The sequence below is a fragment of the Arsukibacterium sp. MJ3 genome (assembly GCF_000987765.1).
Classification (GTDB): domain Bacteria; phylum Pseudomonadota; class Gammaproteobacteria; order Enterobacterales; family Alteromonadaceae; genus Alishewanella.
Window position 1 is genome coordinate 46,397 of sequence record NZ_LAHP01000019.1, and the last position, 17,508, is coordinate 63,904.

The following is a 17,508-nucleotide window of genomic DNA, read 5'->3' on the forward strand; positions in this document are numbered from 1 at the left end:
TGTTATTGTTCTGTCAAAGTTATTGAGTGCCGCCAACGGTAATGGCGTCAAGCTTTAAGGTGGGCTGGCCAACACCAACGGGCACGCTCTGGCCTTGTTTACCACATACGCCAACCCCGGCGTCTAACGCCAAATCATTCCCTACCATCGATACCTGTTGCATAGCGGCCGGGCCATTACCAATTAAGGTTGCGCCTTTAATGGGGCTGGTAATTTTACCGTCTTCTATTAAATAGGCTTCTGATGCAGAGAAAACAAACTTGCCCGAGGTAATATCAACCTGGCCACCACCAAAGTTAGGCGCGTAAATACCGCGTTTAACACTGGCAATGATTTCAGCTGGATCATGCTCTCCCGCCAGCATATAGGTATTGGTCATGCGCGGCATCGGTAAATGCGCAAATGACTCACGCCGGCCGTTGCCGGTGGGGTTTACGCCCATTAACATGGCGTTATGCTTATCCTGAATGTAACCTTTAAGAATGCCTTTTTCAATCAACACATTATGCTGGCTTGGCACACCTTCGTCATCGATATTCAGTGAGCCCCGCCGTTGTGCCAGTGTACCGTCATCGACAATAGTACACAGCTTAGACGTCACCTGCTGACCAATGCGGCCACTAAAGGTAGATGAGCCTTTACGGTTAAAGTCTCCTTCCAGGCCGTGGCCTACTGCCTCGTGCAGCAACACGCCCGGCCAACCAGAACCCAGCACCACAGGCATAGTACCCGCGGGGGCATCAATGGCGGTTAAATTAACCTGAGCCATCCGCACGGCATCGCGGGCATAGTGCTGCCAGCGTGGCTGGCCATCAACCAGCTCGCTGAAGTACAAATAATCGGTACGGCCACCACCGCCGGCACCGCCCCGCTCGCGCCGGCCAGCTTGCTCTAGCAATACTGAGCAATTAAGCCGTACTAACGGCCGGATATCAGTGGCGAAGGTACCATCGCTGGCAGCTACCAACACTTCTTCATAAACGCCGGTTAAACTCACCATTACCTGTTCGGCACGGCTGTCCAGACTGCGGATAAAGGCTTCAATTTGATGCAACAATGCCACTTTCTCAGTATTGCTTAGGCTTTGCAGTGGCTCACAAGGCAAATAAATATTGCTGTTACCACTTTTGCTAAAGGCTTTAACCCGGCCTTGCTGACCATGGCTGGCAATACCGCGGGCCGCACCTGCAGCTTGCTGTAAGGCAGCACTACTAATGGTATCAGCATAGGCAAAGCCGGTTTTTTCACCGCTAATGGCCCGTACCCCAACACCGCGTTCAATATTAAAAGAGCCGTCTTTTACCAGTCCATCTTCCAACACCCAGGATTCATGCACGCTGGATTGAAAATATAAATCGGCATAATCGAGCTGATGGCCAAATAAATAACCAAGGGTATGCTCTAAATCAGCCATGGTAAGATCGGAGGCGGTAATTAAATTCTGTTCAACTGCATTCATTATTTCAGCTCACTGTTAAATCGATTGTGCTGGTGGACCGGCATTTTTTCGCTAAGCCGCTGGCTTTGGCTAACGTCAACCAGTGCTGATATCCAGCCTGGCGCCGTGCCCGCGTCGGCCAGCACCTCGCCCCAGGGGTCGATTATCAGGCTATGGCCAAATGTTTCACGGCCATTGGCATGCACACCGGTTTGGTTTGCCGCAATGACAAAGCATTGGTTTTCAATGGCCCGGGCTTTTAGCAAGGTATGCCAATGCGCCGCACCGGTTGGTCGGGTAAAAGCCGAAGGTACAGTTAATAACTGCATACCTTGCGCTGCCAATGCCTGCATTAAGCCGGGAAAGCGCACATCATAACATATACTCAGCCCCAGTTTCAGATCAGGTAATTGACACAAACTGATCTTGTTACCCGGCATCGTAGTGGCCGACTCACGATAGCTACCGGTGCTGTCGGCCACGTTAACATCAAATAAATGCAATTTTTGATAATCGGCCAGTAGCTTACCATCAGGGCCAAATACCAGACTGGAAGCAGCAAAACGTGCCGGGTTGTCTGTGGTAGTTGGCTGGCTACCGGCCACCAGATACACACCAAACTCAATTGCCAGCTGCTGACAAGCTTGCTGAATTGCGCCTTCGCCGATAGCAGCCTGGTGCGCTAACTGCAATTTATCATTACCACCAAAAACGGCAAAACATTCGGGCAGCAACACCACATGTTGTGCGAAAACGGGCAGCTGTTGTAAATAATACCTTACTGCCGCCAGGTTTACGGCGGGTTCGGGGCTGCTGGTTAGTTGAATGGCCGAAAAACGCCAGTTAGTCGTCGCCACGGGGTTGTTGCTCCTCAAGATTAATAGCCGCTTCCGGCTGGGCAATACGCTGCGGTACCGGCACTTCGGTACTGTGCCGATTAACTTCGGTTACTACCGGCTGCTCAAAACTGCCGGTAACAGTAAAGTTAATTCGCGAGATCACTTCTGCCGACTGAAAAACTTCATCCAGGGCTAATGCTGCCAACCCCGTTGCCGGATTAACCATCCAGGCAATAATAACCGGCAAACTAGAGGTAACTTTGGGCGAGAATGACATTTGGTAGTCTAATTTTTTACTGACGACATCAGCATAACCCTGTATGGCCAGGTTACCAGGCACACCATCAATGCTGGTATTGCTGGTTTGCACTACCCCTTGCTGCATTGCCAGCTGGCCGCTCATTTTGTTGTAAAAGAAGCCTTTGGAAAAGATGTCTCGAAAATCCAGCCGTAATTTGCGCACCAGCGAGTCGAGGCTGAAAATGGAAAATAGCCTTGCACCCTGGTCGCTCACTTCGGTTAATGCCCCCTCACCCAAGCTAAAATCTATCTGGCCATTAAGCTTGGCTAATGTAAATTGCTGCGGTGCCGCCGGCCAATTAAAGGTAAAATTAATATCTGCCCGGCTACCGCTAATACCGGTGGTTAGCTCTAGCTCGTTTAACAGCGCCCCCAGGTTGGCACTTTTAAAATTGCCGCTTAATGCCGTAACGCCCGCTTGCTGATCAGGAAACCAACTCCCTTTTAAGATTAGTTCGTTCTGTTTATAACGGCTAATAAACTCGTTAAGCTGCCAGCGGTCACCTTGTCCCTGTGCCGACATAGTTACCTGACCAAACTGGTAATGCCCAATAGTGCAATCTTGGCACTTTACGGTTACCGGTGGCAGTGACTGCCAGCCAGCTTGTAATGGCAGCAATTCAACAGGTTGCTCGCTATCTACCGGAAACGATGTAATGGGTAAACGCAAATAGTCAATTTCAGCTAACAGCCCTTGCTGTTGCCAGTTATGGTAAAAAGTCCAGCGGCTGGCAATTTCAGTCCCGTTTAACGTTAACAGCCAGCTGTCTGCAGAGGGCTCCAGTTCAAATACCGTATTGGTTAAGGCGGCACCGCCAAACAACTGCAGCTGCGCAATGCGGCCGCGAATTTTAGTCAGTGGCGGCATCACCCGATTGTCGCTAGTGCTTTGAGTTAGCAACTGCTCACTCAGCAATTGCTGCCACGGTAACAATTCGGCCTGGGCTATATCGACATCAATAGTAAAGTGCGCGCCATTTAACCCGGCATTTTCCTGCCCCAGGCTCAAATTAGCCCGTTTTACCTGCGCTTTGGTATGATCCAGTTCTGCCGTAAAATACAGCTTATCTGCGTAATTTAAGGCCAGCAAACCCTGCTGGTTGTCGCCGTTAACTGTAATATGTAACTGGCTGGCCACCGACGCAGGTTTCGCATAAGGCGCGGGCAAATGTAATTCAGTAGTGGTTAAATCGGCGCTGAGGTTAGCGCTATAGCTAATGTTTTCTGGTTGCAGCTGCAGTGCCAATGCCAACTGCCAGTTTAGGTTACCACTCACTAACGTTTGGGCAGCGGGCCACAGTGCTTGTGCTATAACATCGCTGCCGTTGCTGGCGTTAGCGTTAAGCTTAAACAGGTAGTGGTTGTCTTGCTGCTGGCCGCTGATATCTGCCGTAGCCGCAACACCACGCCAATTAAAATTAAGTTCTTTCGCGTCAAGGTGATTATCGTTAAATTGCACCACCCCTGATAATTGGCGAATGGCCATTTTTGGTGCAGTTAAATCCAGGTTGACGTTATTCAGCGTTACCGCACCACGGCTGGATACTATTGGCTGACGCAAACCAATTTTTAAGCCAATGTCTAGCGTAGCCGGCCCTGACGGCCCCAGCTGCTGCAGTGTATTACCCAAACTATCAGCTAGTGGCGACGCATTGAGCAGTGGGTTTAGCTGATTCAACTCGGCTGCGCTATTAATTTGAATGCTCAAAAATTCAGCATCAAATAAATCTGTAATATCGGCTGTTACGTTGCCTTGCAACGTAAGGCCGGCAATAGTGGCCTCATCGGCACTAATATGCATGGCGGCATTTTCAAACCATAACTGGCTGTTAAGTTGTTGTAATGCCGGCCAGTCAGCATTAAATTGAAACGTAGCATCAGTAACGTTGGCATCTACCTGAAAAACCCCCTCAGCCGCGCGAAAAGGAAACTGCTCCGGCGGGCCCTGCCACAACACTCTGGCTTGGGGAATTGTGGCATCGTCTATAGCGTTACTTAAGTAATCTCTTACTTGTTCAGGCAAATATTTAAGGGGTAAATAATGACGGATATCGCGGGTACTGGCTGCGGTGAGCTCAGCAAACAAACTTAACTCAGGCGTGTGTTGCATACTCCATTGCATACTGCCGTTAAGATTAAAATCTGCGGCTTGCAGTTGTAACAACGGCAATTGTATTTGCCAGTAGCCGAGGCTGCTTTGCCGGGCCAACACCTCAAGCTGCAATTGCTGATAAGCTATTGGTGCGCTGAACATACTATCCCACAGCAGCTCACCTTGCTGGCCGCTTAAGGTTAAGCCTGCAGCAGCAGAGTTGGCCCAAAATTGCCCCGCTAAATGGCTCACTCCGGGTAAGTCAGCCACGGCAGTAGTACTTAAACCACTGAGCTTGCCCTGCAATTGCCAATCATTGTTAGCACGATACTGCCACTGTGCCTGGTTAAGCTCGCCCTGTAATTCAGTGGCGCTAAGGCGGGCAAATTGTGGCAATTCATCGCCAAGTAACAAGCTTAACGGTGCCAAGGCATCTAGCGTAAGCTGCTGCACCTGACCATGCCAGCCTTGTTGTTGCCCCAGCCTATGAAGTTGTAGGGTTAGATCAGGCCATAATGCGTTGCCATCAGATAAAGCAAGAGCCCCAGAATACAGCGCCCAGCCGTGTTGTTTTGGTTGCCATAATAACTGGCCAGGCCCGAGTTTAAGTTGATGAGTTACCCCTTGCCGTTGCCAATTCAGGCTATTTTCAGCCAGTTCAATCTGAAAGCGCTGTAACTCGCCCTGTTCAACTCTTCCCCAAGCCTGAAAACTAATATCGGCCTGCGCCAGTCGTTTGGTTTCAGGCAGCCATTGACCAAACCAAGGCAGAATATCCAGTTCACGGCTGTCTAAATAAATCTGGCCATTGGTTTTAGCTAGTGTTGGGCCATATAAATCGATAATAAACGACAGCGTGTTGGCGGTAACACCGGCCACGGCTAGTTCGCCAATACCCTGATGGTGCTCGCCGTCGTTGCGCCAGTCTAGTTTTTGTACCGAGATAACTATATCGTTGCTATCTGCAGCCGTTAGCACTAACTCACTGTTAAGTAATGTAAAATGATTAAGTTGGCGAAAAAGTAACTGCTCCAGTGCGTCAATTACCGGCGCCCCCGCGGGTTGCTCGCTCGGTGGGCCTTTTAGTAAGGCACTACTGGCAACAGTGTAACGCAAACCGCTTAACTCGAAGTGCTCGGCTCGCAATTGCAGACTACGCAAACTTTGCCAAAAATCGAAGCTTACCCGGGTTTGACTAATGGTCAGTGGTGTATTTTGTTGCGGATCGCCCAATTGCACGTGGTTAAGCACCATAGCAGGGCCTAATTTTTGCCAGTCTGCGCTTATCTGGCCTATCTGTACTTCAGTACCCAACTGCGTTGAAATTAATTGTTCAATATGCGTTTTGTAGTGGTCTGCGTAAGGTAACGCTAAACGTAACAATGACACCAGGGTTGCAATCAGCACTAAGCCGACAGCCAGTAGCAGCCAGATTTTATGTAAACAATAAAAGCAAACCCGGATAAGTTGTTGCACTACATCATCACCACATCAAATTGCTCCTGAGTGTACATCGGTTCACCGTAAATGGTTATTTGCTTACCAATAAACACCTGTAATTCTGCCAGGCTATGAAACTCATCGGTCGTCAAAGCGTCCTTCACCACTGGTGACACATAAACCGCAAACTTATCGGCAGCATAAGCCCGGTTTACCCGGACAATTTCCCGTAAAATTTCAAAACAAACCGTTTCAACGGTTTTCAGTGTGCCACGCCCCTTACATACCGGACACTCTGAGCAAAGAATATGTTCCAAACTTTCGCGGGTTCTTTTGCGGGTCATCTCTACCAGGCCTAACGCCGAAAAACCGTGGATATTGGTTTTAGCCCGATCTCGTGCCAAAGACAGCTCCAGGCTATGGTAAACCCGACGCTGATGCTCGGTACTTTGCATATCGATAAAATCGATAATAATAATGCCACCCAGATTGCGTAACCGCAACTGACGGGCAATGGCCTGAGTTGCCTCGGTATTGGTATTAAAAATGGTTTCTTCCAGATTACGGTGACCAACAAAAGCGCCTGTATTAACGTCAATGGTAGTCATGGCTTCGGTCTGGTCAATAATCAGGTAACCGCCACTTTTCAGTGGCACTTTGCGCTCCAGTGCCCGTTGAATTTCATTTTCAACGTCGAACATATCGAAAATAGGCCGCTCACCAGGGTAATACTCAAGCAATGGCGATAAATGTGGGATAAATTCTTCACAAAAAGCGGTTAGTTGCTGGTACGTTATCTTCGAATCAACCCTTACCCGCTCCAGTTCACTGCCAACAAAATCACGTAAAATACGGTAGCTTAGGGTTAAGTCTTCATATACCACGCCTTCTTTGCGGGTTTTCTGTTTCCGCTTAACAATTTTACTCCACAGCTTTTTCAGAAATTTGGCATCATGAATTAGCTCTTCCGCACTGGCACCTTCGGCCGCCGTACGTACGATAAAGCCACCACTGTCATCCAAACAATCAGTAACAATATCTTTTAAGCGTTTGCGTTCGGCTTCTGTTTCCAGTCGCTGCGACACGCCAACGTGATTAGAATCAGGCATAAAAACTAAATAGCGCGACGGCAAAGTAATATCAGTAGTAAGCCGGGCACCTTTAGTACCCAACGGGTCTTTTACTACTTGCACCAGTAAATGCTGGCCTTCGCGCACCAACACCCGAATGTCTTTACTCACTGCAGGTCTACTGTCGGGTTCTGTGCTTTCATTATGCTGCACAATGTCTGAGGCATGTAAAAACGCCGCTTTGTCTAAGCCAATATCCACAAAGGCGGCTTGCATACCCGGCAGTACCCGGCTGACTTTACCCACATACATATTGCCCACTAAGCCCAGTTTGCCTTGGCGTTCAATATGTAACTCCTGCAGTACGCCATTTTCTATCAGCGCTACCCTGGTTTCGGTGGGTGTAACGTTTAACAGTAGTTCTGCACTCATGCTTGTTCCTGCCAGTTACGTAATAACATATCGGTCTCAGATAACGGCAAACCGACTACCGCACTGTAACTACCATTAATTTTATGGACGAAACGGCCGCCCTGGCCCTGAATGCCATAGCCTCCCGCTTTGTCATGCGGCTCACCGGTTTGCCAGTAAGCGGCGATATCAGCCGGGCTCAGCGACCGAAAACAGACTTCAGTACTGACACAACAGCCACTGCTTTTGCTACGGCTAACTAACGCTACTGCGGTAAGCACCTGATGACAACGACCAGAGAGTAACTGCATCATGCGGCTAAAGTCGGCTTGATCAACAGGTTTACCCAAAATATGCTGATCTACAACCACTATGGTATCCGCACCTAATACCGGCAAACCATAGTGCAGCTTTTCAGCGCCAGCCTTTGCTTTAGCCTTGGCTAACCGTGTTACGTACGCTTCAGGTGCTTCGGCACCTTGCATACTTTCGTCTACATCAACCTGCACTATAGTAAAAGGCACGGCTATTTGTTGCAGTAATTCACGGCGGCGGGGCGACGCAGAAGCAAGCGCAATTTCTGGATACATTTTTATCAGATCTTAATATTAGTAAAACGATTTGTTATTGGATCTTGAATTGGCGGCGATAACGTCTTAACAACCAGAATACCCAAGGCCAGACTAGCATGCCGGTTAATACCGGCCATAAATAAGCGGGTAAGAAATAAACACCGGTTAAAAAGTGGCTAAGCCAGAATAACAATAAATGATACAGGGCTAAAAACAAACCAATTAACAACGCTTGTTGAATAACCGAGAAGTTTCTAATTTTTAAATAGTTAACGGCAACAATAAAGCTTACCACCGAAAATGCCAGAGCGTTTACCCCCAGCACGGTGCCGACCAGCACATCAGTAAGAAAACCTAAAACAAAAGCAGTGAGTATATTAACCCGACCCGGCAGAGCCATGGTCCAGTACATTATTACCAATAACGCCCAATCAGGCCGGAATAACTTAACTTGTTGCGGCATTGGCATTACGGTTAATACTAATGCAACCAGCAACGATAAATAAATAAAGCCCAAGCCATTACTTGTCCGCATTACTTGGGCTCCTCGGGGCTGAGCACATCATCGGTCCGGACACCTTGCCATAACAATAATACATGACGGATCCGATCGAGCTTAGCATAGGGTGTAGCGTAGATTGTCATAAAAGGCTGACTCTCGTCTTTTTGTACCAGGCTGACTTCAGCTACCGGGTAACCCTCTGGGAATAAGCCATCAAGACCAGAGGTTAACAAGCGGTCACCCACCCGGATGTCAGCACTTTGCGGTAAATGGATCACCCTGAGTAAATCCCATTGCCCAAGGCCCTCGGCCACCGTTCGAATGCCGGTGCGCTCAGCCCGCACCGAAATAGCATGGGTGTTATCAGAAATAAGCAACGCCCGGCTACTCGTGGGGCCAATACTGACAATCTGGCCGACCACGCCACTTTCATCAATAAGCGGCTGATGCACGGTTACGCCATCATTTTTACCTTTGTTTAATACTACCTGATGGCTAAATGGATGGCTGTACACCGCTAGCACTTCAGCCACTAGCCGCTGACCATCGGTTAGCGGTGCCGAACCCAATAAAGCACGTAACTTAGTATTTTCTTGCTGTAAATAACCTAACAATTGCAGTTGACCATTCTGGCGCAACAAGCTTTCTTTTAAGAGGGCATTTTCATCCAGCAACCGCTGATGCGACATAAACTGTTCGGTGGCACCCGATAACAGGGTTTCAGGTAAACTGGCAACGTAAAATAACGGACTGACCACAGAAGTTAGAAAACTACGCAATTGGGTAGAGCGCTCGGTGTAGCGATCTACTGTCATTAAACCCACGCTGCAAAGCACCGCTAAAAACAAGCGTAGTCCGAGCAATGGCCCCCGGCTGAAAATAGCGTTCATAACGTTAGTATTATAATGAGCTCACTATTACTCATAAGTAAAGACATCACCACCATGCATGTCAATCATCTCCAGAGCTTTACCGCCGCCGCGAGCAACACAGGTTAACGGGTCATCGGCTACAACCACAGGAATACCGGTTTCTTCCATCAGCAAACGATCCAAATCGCGTAACAAGGCTCCACCACCGGTTAACACCATGCCGCGCTCTGCAATATCAGACGCTAATTCAGGTGGCGCCTGCTCTAGGGCAACCATTACTGCACTAACAATGCCGGCCAGCGGCTCTTGTAGCGCTTCTAAAATTTCATTACTGGTCATGGTAAAGCTGCGGGGTACGCCTTCAGCCAGGTTGCGGCCACGTACTTCAATTTCCAGCACATCATCGCTGGGATAGGCAGAGCCAATTTCAGTTTTAATGCGCTCAGCAGTAGCCTCGCCGATTAAAATGCCATAGTTACGACGAATATAGTTAATGATAGCATCATCAAATTTATCGCCGCCAATGCGTACAGATGACGAATACACTACGCCATTTAACGAAATAATAGCAACTTCAGTAGTACCGCCACCAATATCCACTACCATTGAACCCGTAGCTTCTGATACCGGCAAGCCGGCACCAATTGCCGCCGCCATAGGCTCATCAATTAAATATACTTCACGGGCACCCGCACCTTGGGCCGATTCACGAATAGCGCGGCGCTCTACCTGAGTAGAACCACAGGGCACACACACCAGTACCCGCGGGCTTGGCCGCAGAAAACTGTTGCTGTGCGCCTGTCGAATAAAATGTTGTAACATTTTCTCGGTAACGTAAAAGTCGGCGATAACACCGTCTTTCATTGGCCGAATAGCTTTAATATTACCCGGTGTACGACCCAGCATTCGCTTAGCGGCATGGCCTACTGCGGCCACACTTTTCGGGCCGCCAGCTCGCTCTTGGCGAATGGCAACTACCGAAGGCTCGTTCAGCACAATACCCTGATCTTTTACATAGATCAGGGTATTGGCAGTACCTAAGTCGATAGATAAATCGTTTGAAAAGAGGCCACGCAATTTATTAAACATGAAGACGCCAGATCCTATAAACAAGTACTCCACACGTAAAGGCACCATTGGTGGGCCAACCGCGTTGTTAATGTCGGAGTGAATATCAATTACTCAGGCTATTCTAAGTAAGTCTCTGTCAAGAAAATAGCCCTTTATGACAATTTTCAGAAATTAATCAGCGTTAGCGTGCTGCATGTCAGAGTAGCCAGTACTGACTAAGTTCAGCTTTGCTTAATATTGATTAGAAGCGCTCCCGCCAATAAATTTGTCGCGGGTTACCCCGGTAGCGGCCAAACATAAATTCAGCTACCGGCGAGTTGGTATAACTACCATCGCCGTTCCAATCATACTGCAACCAAACCGGCACCTGATAAGTAGCGCCAACACTGCCGGGCATACCCGGGGCCAGTAACATCAGGCCACGTGATGGCGTTTTACCACTGCTAAGGCCGCTAGCATTGGCCTGTACTGTGGTTATACTGCTGCCTAATACCAGATTGCTTGCGCTAATAATACTGCAATTATCGGCACTGTTGCTTTGAAAGCGGCTGCCGTCCCAATACTCAGCGCTTAAACTTACCGGTAAATCGTCAAACTCTGGCCCAAAGCCATTGGCCATAACTAGACGCCCGTACCTGATGTCAGTCTGCAGCAATGCAGCAGCATTGCAGCTATTATCGGCTGCGCAATTACTGCTAGTGACATTAGTGTCGGCAGCCGCAACCGGGCTACCGTCGGGGTCAAGCACATTCAACGCCACGGTCAATTCAGAGTAAGGCCCGTCGGCCCCGCCACTGCTTTGCCGGTTCAGCCGCAGTTCTGTGGTGCTGAAATGCTGCTGGCCCAGAGTCCAGCTACCAAAACCGCTACTGGTAAGCCTGGCCGTTAAATCACTACCACTATCGGCATTCTCGGCTTGCAGTAATAAACTGGCTTTGGCAAAAGTGCCGTAGTAATTGCGAGTGCGCTGGCCCCGGGTATTACGCGCGGTTAAGGTAAAGCCCAACGCAAAAGGTTGCTGCATATAGCTGAAGCTGTCACAGGCGGCAGTGTGGCTGACGTTACTAACAGCAAAATCGGCTGGTATAAAACGGCCGATATAAGCAGAGCACAAACCGAGTGTTTCACCTAAAAAACTCGTGCTCGCTTCATACTGAACTATGCCGACCTCACTGAAATTAACCAATGGGCTATTACTAATTTCAGTGCCCGCATTAAACAGTAGGTCAGACATATATTGAAGAACACCCGCGGTGCCCTCCACCGGTAAACGAAGACTGACTGACGGTTGACCAACCAGCCATGCTGGAGTTCTTGGACCTGGGGCGGGTAGAGCTAAATCTGATTGATTACACTGGTCCCAATTACCATCGTTATTATTGTCTAACCCTTGCTGCCAGCTGACCGTTCGGCTGATAAGGTTAAAATTCTGACCTGCGACATGGTAAGCCGGACCGTTAGCGCTTTGCGCCACAGGGTTGTCAACTGCGGCAATGTGCAGTCCCAATGGCCTGACAATAAATGGCAAACTGGTGTCATTTCTGGCTAAAGTATCGGGTAAAACGCTACCATCTGGTGCGGTAACGGGTATCTGCATGTCTGCGCGCAACGTGTATCGACCAGCATCTCTCGCCAGCACAGAAAAAGGCGCGCTGCCATCAGCGCCAAATTGCATTTGTACGGTTTGCTGACTACCTGCAGACACTAGGTTGGCGCTGTTAACTGCAGTTATTGAGATACGATTATTGTTAAGCCCCTCTGCAGCAAGCGGAACCTGATAGCGAAACTGCACCGCATGAGTCTGATTTTGAATTGCTGCCTCGCAAGCCCCGGTATTGGTGTTGGTACGAACCACCCGCAACCGCTGCTGCGCAGTATTAAAACCTATATTGGAGGGTTTAGCAGCTAATTGTGTCGGTAAAGGTGATTTTATTGGCATAGCAGCGTTGCCATCGATCTGGATACCAACATTACTAAAACTCAACTGACAACTGCCCTCAACGCCATTGTTAAAACAGCGAGTGACATTTTGTGCGTTAGGCGAACTGCTGTTGATGCCGAGAGTCAGCGCAGAAGCACTGCCGTTACGAATAGCCACATCCAACTGACCACCACTAAAGTTATAAGCTGGCCCAGCCTGGCTGTAATCAGCCCCGCCGAGCCAGCCACTGTTGGGTAACAGGCTAATGTAAACCGCGCCATTAAAGCGCTCAGTACAACTATTGTTGGCGCAAGCCAGTATAGTTACGGGTGCGGCCTCACACGTTAAGCCAGTACCACTGTGTAAAATTCTGAAATGGTTAATATCCCTGCGTACTGGCTCCATTTTAAGCGCGCACACCTCAACATTATCCACTTCATGGTTATCATTAGAACCACCTGTAGAACCTGTCAGGGTTAACAATAATTCAGCCGGCACTGCCGCCTGCCCCGCGCTGGTTAACACATCCACTGGGCCGATTAAATTGATAAAGCCACTACCCGTATTGCGGGCAATGGTTACCCATGAGTTAGTCGGGTTGCGGCTATCTATAGTAGCCCGGTAACGATGAGCAACATTTTGATTCGCTGTGCGAACTGCAGGTGATAGCCCGGCAGTTCCAGATATGTAACGATACCCAGTTTGACCAACACCTGAGCCACGCAGGGCGAGGGTATTTGCCCGTGAACCCGGCCCACCCAGCCGGCATTCGTTTGGATTTGAATAATTCCCAAAAGTATCCAACCCCAGACCCAGCCAACCACCACTAAAACCCGCTACACCACAACGGTTGGCGTAACCCATAGACCCGCCGTAACCACCCGGTTCAGGGGTTATATTCGCATCAGAAAATACCACTGCCATACCGTCAGCACCATTGCCGTCATAAGCAAAAAAATCATATTCCAGCACGACCAGATTGCTATCAGAGGGAAATACGCGCTGCAACGTCGCTGAGGTCGCCACATTGGCTGTGTTATTGGTAATCCGCAACCGACCATTTACAATGCGTGGATTGCCAAAAGTCCCACTTTTGTTAGTGACCGACCATTCATCACCAACTGCGGAGCGTTCAAAATCATCAAAAAAACATTGTGTCGGTTGAGTTGATAGTGTGACGACATCCTGCCAGGTTGTGCCCAGTGCAATCCGATCCAATATGGCCAAATCGCTGTCAGCAAGATTTTCGGTTCGAAAACCAATTTGCGAAAAGCTGCTTATGTTGCTGTTGCCCACTGACACTACATCTGACACTGCAGGTTGTTCGCTAAGGCTGACAGGGTTAACCCATAATTCGAACCGGTTATAAGGCTGATTAGCGCCTGTGGTACTTTTACTTAAGCGCCCGACGAGCAAATAACTGACACCGTTTTCAATTGGCATAGAATACACATCGTTGTTGGTGCGGGTTCGGACAAACAAATCTTCAGGACCGGCACCTGAACCCCTGTTAGTTTTAATACCAATATTAGGGATGTTACTAAAGCCAGTTTGCTCAAACCAAAGAGCTGCAAATTTGTTATTACCTGGCGCCAACTGAAAACGAAGCAACATGCTCACATAAACCACATCGTCGTTGTGTGCCGCCGCCATCGGCCGCGTCGCGGCCACATCATCGCTACCTGATAATTGCAAAGCACGTTGACCGCCAGCAATAAACTCTCCATTTGCTGCCACATATTGTAAACGTTGACTGCTTACATCAATAATCTGCTGCCGATTGGCTGCACCGGTCCAACTGCTGCCCCAGCCTGTGCCACCATTCTGACCGGCAATACTACCGGTGGCGTAACTTTCAAAATTATCTATAGCTAAAAGGGGTGGCTTATATGCCTGATATGCCTGACATGCATTCACTGGTGTCGAATTGGGCAAGCATTGACCAAACACTTGACTGCCGGTCATTACATTTACAGTTGAGTATTCTGGCGCTTGTAGCACGCCATATAGCACACCACCATTAACGTTAATAGCACCGCTGGTACTAATGATATTTACCAATTCAGCATTGCTACCCAAGCGGCTATTTATAACATCAACTGTACTGGCGCCGCTGACGTTTCCGCTTGGCATTGTTACGTTTGTTAACGTTAGCGGTTTATTAGATGTCATGGTAAAACTGCCGGCCAGCACGCCACCGCTAAATGACATACCAGACTGCGCTGTCGCACCACCATTAAGATTAGTATCAGATGTGGTAATGGCATTGCTGTTACTGGTAATTTGGCCGCTTACCGTGCCACCAGTCAGGTTTATATTGCCTGAAGTGATAATAGTGCCATTAACAGTAGTCGTATTTAGTACAATATTGGCACTACTGGCTGTAATATTCCCCCATAAGGTATTGGTGTTGGTGCTACTTATCCCCCCATAGTTACTTTCCAGGTTAATTCGAATTGCCGAAGTTCCGATAACCGCACCATTGAGATTGAAACCATTATTGGCCAGTATCGTCGAAGCAGAACTAGCTACAACAATGTCGCCGTTATTAAGGGTGATCTGGCCATTGCCATTGCAACTATAAGTTGTGCCACTGACATGCCAACTGGTGCTGCAAGGTGGGTAGCTACCGCTACTAAGGTTAAACGTTGCCGCCTGCACTATTGCCGGCAACAGTAATACTGTTGCCAAAAACACCCCATACAGGACATTCATTGCCGTACCTCCAGCTCAATACTGCGACTGGTAATAAATTCATTGGCATTGCAGCTGCCGGTGCTTTGCATAAAGTAAAGCTGGCTTAATTGCGGGCTGGCAACAGGCTGAGCGGTGCACTGCACCTGCGCTTCGCAACCGGGTAAACCGGCAGTAGCAAAACTAAAAGTCCAACTGCTGCAGTTGGCGGCGCCACTGCGCGGAAATAACTCGGTTAACGCCAATTCCATGCCGCTTTGCGCGGCAAATAAGGCGCGGGTGCCTTGCACCTCGTACACCACACTGTCGTTGCTGCTTAATAAAATACGCGATAACGCCAACACAATAGCCAGCATTACTACGATGATAAACACCGCCACCACCAGGGCGCTGCCTTGTTGCTGAGTTTTTGTTGACGCCAGCTTAAGGGACATTGGGGATATGTACCTCGTAGTTAAAAAACATATCACTGGCCGGGCTTTGGCCGAACTGCAGCCGGACATTAACGACACTATTGCGGGTTAACACCGCATTATTCACGCTAAAGCGCACCAGTTGCACATTACCGGCCATCAGGCTGCCGGCAGCAGCAGGCGGCAACGGCTGCACCGCACTGTAGTTGTAATTGCTGTAGCGGCGGATACTGCCCTCCACACCATTAAAACAATAACTGACCGGGCTGGCGGCCAGTAAATAAAAACGTTGTTCGGGGGAATCCAGCGGAAAGCTATGATTACTGGCCAACTGCACGGTGCGGGTAGCGCTATTGCCATCCGCATCATCTGTTTCGGTACCGGTTAAAGACACTGTGCTACCAGTACTGGCATAAATATCACTTGGCTGGCGCGGATAAATTGTTAAAGGTAACCCCAGGTAACTGGCTTGCCAGTTGCGCAGTGCCAACCGTAGCTCGTTACCCACAACCGGTGCCACCGGTGCCTGTAAATACACCCCGCTGGCGGTAATAGGCGCAAATTCAATACAGCGTAACAAGGCCGCATCGGCGCTTCGAATACTGTTAGGCGCCGCATTGCGTAACTCACGTTGCAGCCGCTCGGCAACAAAACGGCTTTGATTTAACACCTGTTCGCGCTCGGTGGCATCACTGTACATAGTGGCACCCAGGCCAATATAACTGCTTACGCCCAGCGCCAATATCGCCAGTAGCACCATCACAATGGTTAGCTCGATCAGAGTAAAACCGCGCTGTGCTTTTTGTTGTAGTCTTAGCGACAGTCTTGGCTGCATTACCAGTTCCCCTTATAAGCGCTAAACTGCAGCTCATTGCCGGTTGGGGTGCTAATGCTTACGGTAATACGTTTAAGCTGATCGCCTGCCAGGCTGCTGCCGGCTATTTCGCCCGCAGCGGCATAACTAACGCTGACTCTGAGTTGATAGTTTCGGTATACATCGGCCAGATCTTCAGCCCGAATATTGGTAAGCAGGCTGCCATTGGCGGTAAAGTTATGAAAATCATCGACATCATCGAAGCGTAGTCGGCTATCTGCGCCGCCCTCACCCGGGTCGACCGGCCAGCTGCCGTCAGTATTTTGCACGGTACAGGCGGGGGCACCACTTTCACCGCAGCGTAGCATACTGCCGCTACGCGGGCTTTGCTCATCGAAGGCGCGCGCCATAATATCATTTAGCATACTTTGGCCAAGTTCGGTGGCCCGCACCTGATGCCAGGGATCAGTGGTTTTAAGATACAGCGGCCCCAGCACTGCAGTAACTAGGCTAAGCGCAATCGCCAGCACCACAATGCCGGTAATGAGCTCTATAAGGTTAAAGCCGCGCTGACTACCGGCTAACATAAGTGAATATACCCTTCATACTCAATACAAATAGCCAGATTAACACTACCTTGCACGTTAACCCGGCAGTTGTTGCTATTACAAAGACGAACACCGGTAACATTAACCGGCTGGCCCAGATTATTAAAATACAAATCGAGGTTAAAAGCGCTTGGGGTTAACCTTATGGCGCTGCGGTCTCGCTCGCTAATACAAAGTTGGGTAGCCGTGTTGTTGCAGCCCGGGCTATTGGCTGGGTTAACACTAAAACTGTCAACCCGAAAGCCAACCGGGCCGCAGTTGGTACATTGCATTGCTTGTACTTGTTGGCGCTGCATAAGGCTTAATGCCTGATCACGGTACAAATATTCGTCGGTACCGCTGCCAGAAAAAAAGCGTGGTAGCAAGGTTCCTGCTAACACGCCTATTATCACCAGCACCACAATTAGCTCTATTAAGGTAAAGCCAGTTTGCTGCGCTGATTTTTTCATAA

General features: G+C 49.2%; 13 protein-coding genes. All 13 read right to left on the reverse strand.

Annotated elements, in window-relative coordinates:
* Positions 1–19: 19 nt before the first annotated feature.
* The gene (gene tldD, locus VT06_RS13450) at positions 20–1,459 is read right to left on the reverse strand and encodes a metalloprotease TldD (RefSeq protein ID WP_046554835.1); all 1,440 of its coding nucleotides are present in this window, start codon (positions 1,457–1,459) and stop codon (positions 20–22) included.
* Positions 1,459–2,295 (reverse strand): carbon-nitrogen hydrolase family protein, encoded by an 837-nt coding sequence (locus tag VT06_RS13455; protein WP_200897988.1) that lies wholly within the window; start codon positions 2,293–2,295, stop codon positions 1,459–1,461. The genes tldD and VT06_RS13455 overlap by 1 nt, the downstream gene beginning before the upstream one ends.
* Positions 2,282–6,145 (reverse strand): YhdP family protein, encoded by a 3,864-nt coding sequence (locus VT06_RS13460; protein WP_046554837.1) that lies wholly within the window; start codon positions 6,143–6,145, stop codon positions 2,282–2,284. Before VT06_RS13460 ends, VT06_RS13455 begins: the two co-directional genes overlap by 14 nt.
* Positions 6,145–7,611 carry a ribonuclease G gene (gene rng / locus VT06_RS13465; RefSeq protein ID WP_046554838.1) on the reverse strand — a complete coding sequence of 489 codons (1,467 nt, stop codon included), beginning with the start codon at positions 7,609–7,611 and terminating at the stop codon, positions 6,145–6,147. Before rng ends, VT06_RS13460 begins: the two co-directional genes overlap by 1 nt.
* Entirely contained in the window at positions 7,608–8,180 is a 573-nt protein-coding gene (locus VT06_RS13470; protein ID WP_046554839.1) for a nucleoside triphosphate pyrophosphatase, read from the reverse strand. The genes rng and VT06_RS13470 overlap by 4 nt, the downstream gene beginning before the upstream one ends.
* 34 nt (positions 8,181–8,214) lie before the next feature.
* Positions 8,215–8,697, reverse strand: a complete 483-nt coding sequence (gene mreD / locus VT06_RS13475; RefSeq protein ID WP_046554840.1) for a rod shape-determining protein MreD — start codon at positions 8,695–8,697, stop codon at positions 8,215–8,217.
* Positions 8,697–9,554 (reverse strand): rod shape-determining protein MreC, encoded by an 858-nt coding sequence (gene mreC, locus VT06_RS13480; protein WP_046554841.1) that lies wholly within the window; start codon positions 9,552–9,554, stop codon positions 8,697–8,699. The genes mreD and mreC overlap by 1 nt, the downstream gene beginning before the upstream one ends.
* Positions 9,555–9,581: 27 nt before the next feature.
* The gene (locus tag VT06_RS13485; RefSeq protein WP_046554842.1) at positions 9,582–10,625 is read right to left on the reverse strand and encodes a rod shape-determining protein; all 1,044 of its coding nucleotides are present in this window, start codon (positions 10,623–10,625) and stop codon (positions 9,582–9,584) included.
* Between the two features lie 223 nt (positions 10,626–10,848).
* Entirely contained in the window at positions 10,849–15,243 is a 4,395-nt protein-coding gene (locus VT06_RS13490) for a DUF6701 domain-containing protein (RefSeq protein WP_046554843.1), read from the reverse strand.
* Complete coding sequence (locus VT06_RS13495; RefSeq protein WP_046554844.1) at positions 15,240–15,656, reverse strand: pilus assembly PilX N-terminal domain-containing protein; 417 nt, start codon at positions 15,654–15,656, stop codon at positions 15,240–15,242. Before VT06_RS13495 ends, VT06_RS13490 begins: the two co-directional genes overlap by 4 nt.
* Positions 15,646–16,470: a PilW family protein gene (locus VT06_RS13500; RefSeq protein WP_046554845.1), complete on the reverse strand. Its 825-nt coding sequence runs from the start codon at positions 16,468–16,470 to the stop codon at positions 15,646–15,648. Before VT06_RS13500 ends, VT06_RS13495 begins: the two co-directional genes overlap by 11 nt.
* Positions 16,470–17,036: a prepilin-type N-terminal cleavage/methylation domain-containing protein gene (locus VT06_RS13505; protein WP_046554846.1), complete on the reverse strand. Its 567-nt coding sequence runs from the start codon at positions 17,034–17,036 to the stop codon at positions 16,470–16,472. Before VT06_RS13505 ends, VT06_RS13500 begins: the two co-directional genes overlap by 1 nt.
* Positions 17,030–17,506: a prepilin-type N-terminal cleavage/methylation domain-containing protein gene (locus tag VT06_RS18785; RefSeq protein WP_052750276.1), complete on the reverse strand. Its 477-nt coding sequence runs from the start codon at positions 17,504–17,506 to the stop codon at positions 17,030–17,032. Before VT06_RS18785 ends, VT06_RS13505 begins: the two co-directional genes overlap by 7 nt.
* Positions 17,507–17,508: the final 2 nt, after the last annotated feature.

Bases quoted from the DNA above. Each gene is read 5' to 3' on its own strand.
- tldD (WP_046554835.1), bottom strand. From the start codon at position 1,459: ATGAATGCAGTTGAACAGAATTTAATTACCGCCTCCGATCTTACCATG.
- rng (WP_046554838.1), bottom strand. From the start codon at position 7,611: ATGAGTGCAGAACTACTGTTAAACGTTACACCCACCGAAACCAGGGTA.
- VT06_RS13470 (WP_046554839.1), bottom strand. From the start codon at position 8,180: ATGTATCCAGAAATTGCGCTTGCTTCTGCGTCGCCCCGCCGCCGTGAA.
- mreD (WP_046554840.1), bottom strand. From the start codon at position 8,697: ATGCGGACAAGTAATGGCTTGGGCTTTATTTATTTATCGTTGCTGGTT.
- mreC (WP_046554841.1), bottom strand. From the start codon at position 9,554: ATGAACGCTATTTTCAGCCGGGGGCCATTGCTCGGACTACGCTTGTTT.
- VT06_RS13485 (WP_046554842.1), bottom strand. From the start codon at position 10,625: ATGTTTAATAAATTGCGTGGCCTCTTTTCAAACGATTTATCTATCGAC.
- VT06_RS13490 (WP_046554843.1), bottom strand. From the start codon at position 15,243: ATGAATGTCCTGTATGGGGTGTTTTTGGCAACAGTATTACTGTTGCCG.
- VT06_RS13495 (WP_046554844.1), bottom strand. From the start codon at position 15,656: ATGTCCCTTAAGCTGGCGTCAACAAAAACTCAGCAACAAGGCAGCGCC.
- VT06_RS13500 (WP_046554845.1), bottom strand. From the start codon at position 16,470: ATGCAGCCAAGACTGTCGCTAAGACTACAACAAAAAGCACAGCGCGGT.
- VT06_RS13505 (WP_046554846.1), bottom strand. From the start codon at position 17,036: ATGTTAGCCGGTAGTCAGCGCGGCTTTAACCTTATAGAGCTCATTACC.
- VT06_RS18785 (WP_052750276.1), bottom strand. From the start codon at position 17,506: ATGAAAAAATCAGCGCAGCAAACTGGCTTTACCTTAATAGAGCTAATT.